General features: G+C 59.0%; 5 protein-coding genes. 1 reads left to right on the forward strand and 4 read right to left on the reverse strand.

Annotated features, from left to right (window positions below; all coding sequences use genetic code 11):
* Nucleotides 1-117 precede the first annotated feature (117 nt).
* Entirely contained in the window at nucleotides 118-612 is a 495-nt protein-coding gene (locus E4P01_RS07790) for a DUF934 domain-containing protein (protein ID WP_005788729.1), read from the reverse strand.
* Complete coding sequence (locus E4P01_RS07795) at nucleotides 596-2,254, reverse strand: nitrite/sulfite reductase (RefSeq protein ID WP_122734705.1); 1,659 nt, start codon at nucleotides 2,252-2,254, stop codon at nucleotides 596-598. Before E4P01_RS07795 ends, E4P01_RS07790 begins: the two co-directional genes overlap by 17 nt.
* Nucleotides 2,255-2,678: 424 nt before the next feature.
* Between E4P01_RS07795 and E4P01_RS07800 the strand changes: the two genes are divergently transcribed.
* Nucleotides 2,679-3,746 (forward strand): ABC transporter substrate-binding protein, encoded by a 1,068-nt coding sequence (locus E4P01_RS07800; RefSeq protein WP_216091543.1) that lies wholly within the window; start codon nucleotides 2,679-2,681, stop codon nucleotides 3,744-3,746.
* Here the strand turns inward: E4P01_RS07800 and E4P01_RS07805 are convergent.
* Both E4P01_RS07805 and E4P01_RS07810 read right to left on the reverse strand, forming a co-directional pair.
* Nucleotides 3,743-3,961, reverse strand: a complete 219-nt coding sequence (locus E4P01_RS07805; RefSeq protein ID WP_032875959.1) for a DUF2970 domain-containing protein — start codon at nucleotides 3,959-3,961, stop codon at nucleotides 3,743-3,745. The two genes, E4P01_RS07800 and E4P01_RS07805, sit on opposite strands and share 4 nt — an antisense overlap.
* 114 nt (nucleotides 3,962-4,075) lie before the next feature.
* Nucleotides 4,076-8,923: a DUF6543 domain-containing protein gene (locus tag E4P01_RS07810; RefSeq protein WP_248129964.1), complete on the reverse strand. Its 4,848-nt coding sequence runs from the start codon at nucleotides 8,921-8,923 to the stop codon at nucleotides 4,076-4,078.
* Nucleotides 8,924-8,992: the final 69 nt, after the last annotated feature.

Genomic DNA, 8,992 nt, shown 5'->3' on the forward strand with positions numbered 1-8,992 from the left:
GAGCCAAGCAGAACCAAATGTGGGAGGGGGCTTGCTCCCGATAGCGGTGGATCAGGCAACGAATCTGTTGACTGGTACTCCGTTATCGGGGGCAAGCCCCCTCCCACATTTTGATACTCAGCGTCGACGGAACAGCGGCAGCGGCTCGTCAGTGGCCGCCTGATAGGTCACCGAGAAATCCTTGAGGCTTTCCAGCGCTTCGTACGGGTCTTTGTCGGCGCGCAAGGCGAAGGCATCGAACCCGCAGCGGTGCAGGTAGAACAACTGGTCACGCAGCACATCGCCAATCGCCCGCAGTTCGCCCTTGTAGCCATAACGGTCACGTAGCAGGCGGGCGTTCGAGTAGTTGCGGCCATCGGTGAACGCCGGGAAGTTCAGGGCGATGACCTGGAAGTGTTCCACGTCGTCACCGATTTCCTCGGCTTCTTCATCGGCGTCCAGCCACACGCCCAGGCCGCCATCACGGGCCTTGAGCGCATGGCCGTGTTCGCGCCACAGGGCCAGCGGCACGATCAGGTCGTCGCAGTTGGAGATGCCGTCGAAGCTCGCGTCCTTGGGCAGCAGGTGCCAGGTTTCGTCGACGACTTCGTTGTTCTTAATGATTCGCTGCATAGACGCGCTCCTTGAACAGGTCGATGCCGATGCGCTGGTAGGTGTCGATGAAACGTTCATCTTCGGTGCGCTGTTCGATGTAGACGTCGATCAGCTTGCCGATCACCTCGGGCATGGCTTCCTGGGCGAAGGATGGGCCAAGGATCTTGCCCAGGCTCGCATCGCGGCTGGCGCTGCCACCCAGGGACACTTGGTAGAATTCTTCGCCTTTCTTGTCCACGCCCAGGATGCCGATGTGGCCGACGTGGTGGTGACCACAGGCGTTCATGCAACCGGAGATGTTCAGGTCCAGCTCGCCGATGTCGAACAGGTAGTCCAGGTCGTCGAAACGGCGCTGGATGGATTCGGCAATCGGGATCGACTTGGCGTTGGCCAGGGAGCAGAAGTCGCCGCCCGGGCAGCAGATGATGTCGGTCAACAGGCCAATGTTCGGCGTGGCAAAACCGCCTTCGCGCAACTCGCCCCACAGGCTGAACAGCTGGCTTTGCTCGACGTCCGCAAGAATGATGTTCTGCTCGTGGGAGGTACGCAGTTGGCCAAAGCTGTAGCGCTCGGCCAGGTCGGCAACGGCGTCCAGCTGCTTGTCGGTGATATCGCCTGGGGCAACGCCGGTGGGCTTGAGCGACAGGGTCACCGCCACATAGCCTGGCTTCTTGTGCGCCAGGGTGTTGCGCGTGCGCCAGCGGGCGAAACCTGGGTGTTGCTGGTCAAGGGCGGCCAGTTCGGCGTCCTGGTTGCTCAGGGCTTTATATTCAGGATCGACAAAATGCTTGGCGACGCGGTGCACTTCGGCTTCGGTCAGGGTGGTCTGGCCGCCGCGCAGGTGTTCCATTTCGGCATCGACTTTCTGGGCAAACACCTCAGGGGTCAGCGCTTTGACCAGGATCTTGATCCGGGCTTTGTACTTGTTGTCACGACGGCCGTAGCGGTTGTAGACCCGCAGGATGGCGTCGAGGTAACTCAGCAGGTCCTGCCACGGCAGGAACTCGTTGATGAACGCGCCGACCACCGGGGTACGGCCCAATCCACCACCCACCAGCACGCGGAAACCCAGCTCACCGGCAGCGTTGTACACCGGCTCCAGGCCGATATCGTGCACTTCGATGGCGGCGCGGTCCGAGGTCGAGCCATTGATGGCGATCTTGAACTTGCGCGGCAGGTAGGCGAACTCAGGGTGGAAGGTAGTCCACTGGCGCACGATCTCGCACCACGGCCGTGGGTCGATCAACTCGTCGGCAGCGACGCCGGCAAACTGATCGGTGGTCACGTTGCGCAGGCAGTTACCGCTGGTCTGAATGGCGTGCATTTGCACAGTGGCCAGTTCAGCCAGGATGTCCGGCACGTCTTCCAGGGCCGGCCAGTTGAACTGCACATTCTGGCGGGTACTGATGTGGGCATAGCCTTTGTCGAAGTCGCGGGCAATCCTGGCCATCATTCGCGTCTGGCGCGAAGTCAGCTGGCCATAGGGCACGGCGACCCGCAGCATCGGCGCAAAGCGCTGAACATAAAGGCCATTTTGCAGGCGCAGAGGGCGGAACTCTTCTTCGCTCAGTTCACCTGCTAAGTAGCGTCGGGTCTGATCACGGAACTGCTTGACGCGGTCCTCGATGATGCGCTGATCGTATTCGTCGTATACGTACATATAGGTCCTGTTCTCGGCAAATCTGCGCGCACGGCCGCGCACTCCCAACGGAGCCGGCGCACGATACCAGTTTGCGTATATGCGCAAAAGTGATGTTTGGGTATATGTAAATAACCAAACTGACTAATGAGAACTGTTATCGCCATACCCACATTTGTCATAGGGGCAACTCTGGTCTTTACTGTGGTCGAGTCTTAGTGCCGTCACCTATAAAACTGACAAGAGGCGATGCAATGAGCAATTCCACCAAAGCCCGTAAACCTGACAGTACCGTGGATGCTTGGGCCATTCTGTTCCTGATCATCTTGGTGGTCGGGACGGCCGTGTTCTGGGTCAGCCACCAGTAAAAGAGCGTTGACTGAGCCTCGATTTGCTGTCGCATTGCCACTATTATGGCGATCAATATTCCAGGCTCGAAACAACCATGTTGAAGGTTCTGATTACGTGTATGTGGTTAGCAGGATCGACGTACGGGGCGATGGCCCGGGCGGCGTCGGTGGTTTTTCTTAACCCAGGCTCGTCCACGGAAACCTTTTGGGTCAGTTATGCGCAATTCATGCAGGCCGCCGCCAAGGACCTCGGCCTGGATTTGCGCGTGCGCTATTCCGAGCGGAACGCCGATAACACCCTGGCACAAGCCCGTGAGACGCTGCAGGGCAGTCAGCGGCCCGACTATCTGGTGCTGGTCAATGAGCAATATGTAGCCCCGCCGATCTTGCGCATGGCCCGGGGCAGTGGGGTCAAGCTACTGATTGTGAATAACGCACTGACCAGCGATCAGGTGCAATTGCTGGATGCCCATAAAGACGCTGAGTGGATCGGCAGCCTGGTGGCCGACGATGAGCAGGCCGGTTACCTGATGCTCATCGACCTGCTAGGCAACCATGCCCCGCTCGCGCCAGGGGCATCCCTTGAGCTGTTGGCGTTTTCCGGAGCCAAGAACACCCCGGCTGCGCAGTTGCGTGAAAAAGGTTTGCGCCGTGCGTTGGCCGAGCACCCCCAAGTGCGTCTGCGTCAGCTTGTCTACGGTGAGTGGAACCGCCAGCGTGCCTTTGAGCAGGCCACACTGTTATTCAAACGCTACCCGCAGGCCGCATTGGTGTGGTCGGCCAATGATGAAATGGCACTGGGTGCCATGCAGGCCCTGCAAGACAGCGGGCGGGTGCCGGGTAAAGACGTGTTGTTCAGTGCGCTCAATAGCTCGCCAGAAATCCTCAGGGCACGCTTGGATGGGCGCCTGAGTACCTTGGTGGCAGGGCACTTCACTTTGGGCGGATGGGCGATGGTGTTGATCAATGACCATGCCAAGGGTATCGATATCGGCGCGACCGGCACGCGCGACCGTCAACAAGCATTGTTCCAACTGATCGATGCCGACCAGGCGCGACAGTTGCAGGCGTCGACGCCGTCGGTGGATTTTCGCGCACTGTCGGCCGTAGGCAAGCCGGCATCCTACCGGTACCCGTTCAGCCTGCAATTACTGCTGCGTTAAACCCCGGCCAAGTGCAGCACAAGCTTGACGATGCCGAACAACGTCAAGGCAAATACCGCCGTGAAAAGCAGGCCCAGGATCACAAAGTGGCTGGGCTTGCCGTGGGTAAAGTCACGGGTGCGGTTCTTGCCGCTCTGAACACCAAAGGCCGCTGCCAGGACGCTGTGGAGCATTTGCCAGAAGGTTGGCGGCTTGTTGTTGGCTGGATCGTTCATAAAACCCTCGTGCGCAAGGCTGTCTTACAGAGCATAGACAATTGGGCAGCACGCGGCTGGCTTGTATCAGCCCTCTGAACCCTGCTTCTTGATCGTTCCCACGAGTGGAAACGATCAAGAACGACCGTACACCTCCAGGTGCAGGAACAGCTTCTGATCAAGCGGCGCATCGATCCGTGCGTCATCCAGATAGATCACGACGCGGTTATTGGCCTTGTCCCGCTCCATCAGTTCTTTGCGCGTAAACAGGCGTTCTGCTGGGGTCTTCAGGTGGCCGTAATTAGGCGGTGAGACGGGAGAGTCGACGGAGGTGTAATGGAAGTGCGCGTACCACAGGTTAGCTTCCTCCCACTTTATTCCTGGTTTGATTTTACGTTTGTCACGTATGACATATTCGGTGAGAAAGTCACCGGCCTTCAGTGGAATACGTTTTTTTTTCTTCACCAGGTTGATATCAACAAAACCATGTGTGTGTAAATAATCGACCTTGTAGGCTTTGGGGCGCTGTAACAGATACCCTTCGGCGCACACCTTGTGAGCCTGTTTAGAGGCAGCTTTTGCCGCGTCATCGTAGCGCTTGCGCAGGGCAGCGGCTTCTTCGCCAGTCGCGCTCTCAAGCTCCTTGGCCAATGCTGAAAATTTTGCCGCATGTTGACTCAGCATCTCCTCCCAATCCCTGGGGTTGACTGTCTCGCGTTGACTGGGCTCCTGGAGTTTGCGCTGTTGGAAGCTAATACGTTCATTGATACTGGTTCGCTCGTTTTCGATGGTTTGTGCATCCGCTTTGATTCTTTTCAATGAGCGAACCACAGGCGCGGGCGTTTTTGCCGGCACACTCTCGGGCTTGACGATTTTCCAAACGCCTTCGCTGGGATGTTCGTGGTAAGAGGCGATGATTGCGCCGGTGAGTGGGTCGGCAATGTCGACATAATTGCCCGGTTCATTGGGCTGGTGCGTACGCATGTCGCCCACCAGACTCTTCTTGTCTGCGGTTTTGATCACCCGCCGGGTGGTGGATTTTTGTCGTTTGGTTTTGTCGAGAGCCGGCCTGGGGGCAATCTTTTCTTCAACGAGGATCAAGTTGGCCAGTTGCGCCTCAAGGCTTGAACGTGCCTCACCCAGGTGTTCCAGGTACGACACGCGATAAGCCTCCCGCACGAAACCGGAGTTCATTTCGTACAACGACTTAACGGCATTCTCCAGTTGCTCATAGCGCTCAAGGGCACCCTTGAGGACATTGATTTGCTCCACCGTCGAGTAGCCTGAGGTGGTGCGCATTTCTGTATGTGCGAGCACAATGCTGACGATTTGGGGGTCGTGGAGTACACGGATGAACGGAAACTCCATCACCCCCATTGGGCGATGGGTTCGATTGAACACCAAATCAGTGAACACTAGCAGTGCATGCTGTTTGATCGCCACTGAGGAGATGTTTTGATCGGAAGGGTCTCCTTCCAACAGTAATGGGCGCAGTGCAGGGTCGGCTTGCTTGAGGAAGGTCTCGATCTGTTCTGCCGGCTCGATCATTTGATTGAGGGCCGCTACTTGGCGCTTTTTGGTGTTGATGTACTCATCGTAGGCATGGGTGATGTTTTCCGGTAATTCTCGATTGGCGCGCTCACCGAGCTCGTCGGAGTTTTCGCCGTTGTCGCTTACCAGAGTGTCGGCCATTTTTTGCGCCAGACACGCAAAGACCGAACTCCAGTAGCTATAGATGATTCTTGTGGCCTTATCTCGTGTTTGCCTGCGTGTGGAATCTGTGCGGTCGGCTTGCATCAGTTCATCGGCCTTGGCTTCGATTCGTTGCATCACAGGGATCAATGTCCGGCCGTTTTGTTGGTAGTTGTCGAGTGCTGTTTCCCACTGGGCCCTGGCATGTGCTGTATCGACTCGCCTGGCCGCGTGGCGCCTGGCGACCTGGGCGTGGAGCTGCGGGATGCTGGCTGAGGTGCCGAGGAGTAGCCAGTCCTTTCTCAGAAGTGTTGCCTGGTCGGCCAGATTGGCGCGGGTCGTATTCAAGATGGACTCCAACACCGCGGTAGAGATCACTTCTGAATTCATCTCTATCAAGAGCGCGTCAAATTCTTGTTTTAACGTGCGAATACGCTGGTCACGCTTTGACTTCCACCCACTCAAGCTGTCCCTGGGCATGCCACCCTCCAGCCTGGCACGCCGGTCCAGCCGCCAATGCCCTTGGCCATCGCTGACCAGCTTGAAGCCGGGATGCTGGGGATGGTCCGGATGCACCAGGTAGACCTCGTTGAAACCCGGCACCACGTTCGCCTGAAACAACAACCCGCCGATGCTGGCGTGCCACTTGCCGTCAATCCAGTACAGCCCTTTGAGAACACCGTGTGTTAGAGGGGAGGGTAGCGGAGTGGGCCACGGAACTTGCACATCGAGCAGCGCCTTGAGCAACTTCGCGCCGGCTTGAGGGCTGGCAATCGAGTGACCGAAGTCCAGGGCCGTGTGGCCGGTCGCCGGTGGTTCACCGGGCAGCGATACTGGGCCATGGCGCACTATGGGCGCTTCTTGCGCAGCGGGCAGGCCCACCGGGCGTCGCCACGTTTCCAGGTGCAGGGCATGCTCCTGCGCGGAGGGCTCCGACAACGGCTGTCGAGACCGATCGGAAGGGGCAGTGGCGTGCAGCAGCACCATGGCGGTGTTGAGCAAAAGATCGATCAGGGCCAGCTCACGGGTGGTGGGATCGTTGCTGTCCAGGCCGGCCAGATCCTGCTCCAGGCTGCTGACCAGCACCATGAACCAACCAGCCAGCATGGCCGGGCCCTGTACCAGCGGTAACAGTAGGGTATTGAACAGCAACCACGCGCCTTCCATCACGACGGCCCAGCGGCTTTCGTGGTTGGACACCGACTCGCGGTCCGCCAGGTCGACCAAGGCCCGTGCCGTGCTGCCGAACAGATGATTGAGCAGTTGACCGTTGACTTGCGATTGCAGCCATTCGCCCGCGCCTTCATCGACGGCGAGCGTCGCAGGTGCTGGCTTTTCAGGGATGCTGAATTCATCCCCGGGCAGGAAACGAATGATGTGCGGTTCCTTGATGCCGCCATGGTCATAGATGGGGCGGGCCGTGTCGCTCAGCCACGCCAGCACCGTGTCTTGCAACGCACCGGGCGCGGCCAGTGCGTCGAGCAAGGCCTGGCGGGTCGGGGATTCATGCAGGGCCTCGGCATACAGCGGCTGGTACAGCAGGTGCGGGCCGACACTCGTATCACGCGGCTCGATAATGAACGCGTTGTTGACTTCATCCGGTGCGGCCCCGTGCTTGCGGCACAGGGCCAATGGGCGCAGAACAATCTCCTGTTCGTCGACGATTCGGTCCGAGGGCATTTCACCCATCAACGCTTTGACGTAGCGATAACCGGTGACGGTGACGCCATGCTGCCCGCGAATCTTGTATTCCAGTGCCTGCATCGGCAGCTTGACCTTGAGTTCGCGGGTAAACAGGGTTTCCCGGCGGCGCGCGTCAACCGTGTCGGACAACAAGGTGTCTTTGACTGTTTGTGGATAGGTGGCGCCGATATCGACACGCTGGATCAGCCCGGTACTGCCCAGCAGGTAGTCTTCGTCCAGCCAGGTCGGCAGCGCCTGGGAGCCTTTGGCTGAGAGCGTCAGTGTGCCTTTAGGTTTGCCGGCCAGGTTCTTCAGCGCCAACTCCGTCAGCGACATGCGCACATGCTCGATAATACCGGCGCCGCCTGGATAACCGGCGGCCACGGCAAAGTCCAGCACCACTTCGTCAGGGTCGCAGTCGCCATGATCGGCTTGCATCTGCTTGCGCAGCGCGGCGCGGCTGAAACCGTAGATGTTTTCAATGCCCTCGTTGAACGAGCGGCCCTGGTTGCGTTGCAGCACCTGCGCCATGTCCTGTACGTGGCGATGGTAGGCAAAACGGTCGGTGGCGCTGGCCTGGGCGAGCCATGGCGGCAGTTGCTCATTGACCTTTTGCAAGGTCGGCTCAGCGGCTGTCGGCACCTGGGTAAACAGCAGCGCCGGATCGGTGAGTTTTTCCAGGCGTCGTTCAAGCGTTCTTTCGTCCTGGCCCTGAAATTTCAACGTCGCCAGGTCTTCCAGTTGCTGATTGAGGATCAGGCCGGCCTGTTGCTCGAACACATTGCCGTCCGGTTCGTTGCGCCGCCACGTAAGGCTGTCGAACTGGAAGCGCGCCTGCATCCTGGCTCCCCAGGCAACACCGAAGTCATCGAGGCCGTCAAACGCCTGGGTATCCCCGGCCACGCTGTACAGCAGCACCTGCTTGTCGCGCACCAGCAGCAGGTCGGGGGTTAGCAGGCTGACCTGTTCGCCGGCATGGGTGAATGTGTTCTCAATCAAATAAACATAGGTGGCGGGTGAGGATTGGGGCAGGCGCGCGGCTTGCACCGGCCAGGTAGCGACGACCCTGAGCATGTCCCGCTGGGTCGGGTTCAAGCTCGATTGGCTGGCGGCTATTGCCGTCATCCGGCCGTTGAGAAATTCGCCCAGCCACTGCCAACGGCTGCTGCCATGGCTGTCGGTTTCGCTCCAGTAGTCGGCCAGCGCAGCCTGGAAATACAGGTGAATCGATTCGGGCAGTTCATCAATGATGCTTGCGATTGCCTGCATGTCGATCAGCGGCGCGGCATCAGGCTTGAGGATCGTGGGGATCTGTTGCGTCAGGTAGTACGCCATTCCGTGTTTGGGCCGCAGGTCGAGCAACTGTGGGTTGAGCACATGGGCGATGGCAACTTCCATCAACGACCGATAGGTGTACACACCATCGGGGTGCGGGCTGGCCAGCTTGACGGTAGCCAAGTCCAGCTTGAGCGATGGGTAGCGCTCCAGGATACGGCTGCGCAGGGCGTTGAACACCACGGAATACAAGGCCGGGCGCGTAGCGAAATGCGCATGGATGGCCTGGGCGGGCAGTTGGCTCAGGGTCGTGGGGGTGCTCGGGGTGGGCATGATGAAATCCTTTTACCTGTTTGATAGAAGCGACAGGAAATCGAATGTGGTGACCCCGCAGGCGGTACA

The organism is Pseudomonas sp. NCIMB 10586 (assembly GCF_023127895.1).
GTDB classification, from domain to species: domain Bacteria; phylum Pseudomonadota; class Gammaproteobacteria; order Pseudomonadales; family Pseudomonadaceae; genus Aquipseudomonas; species Aquipseudomonas synxantha_A.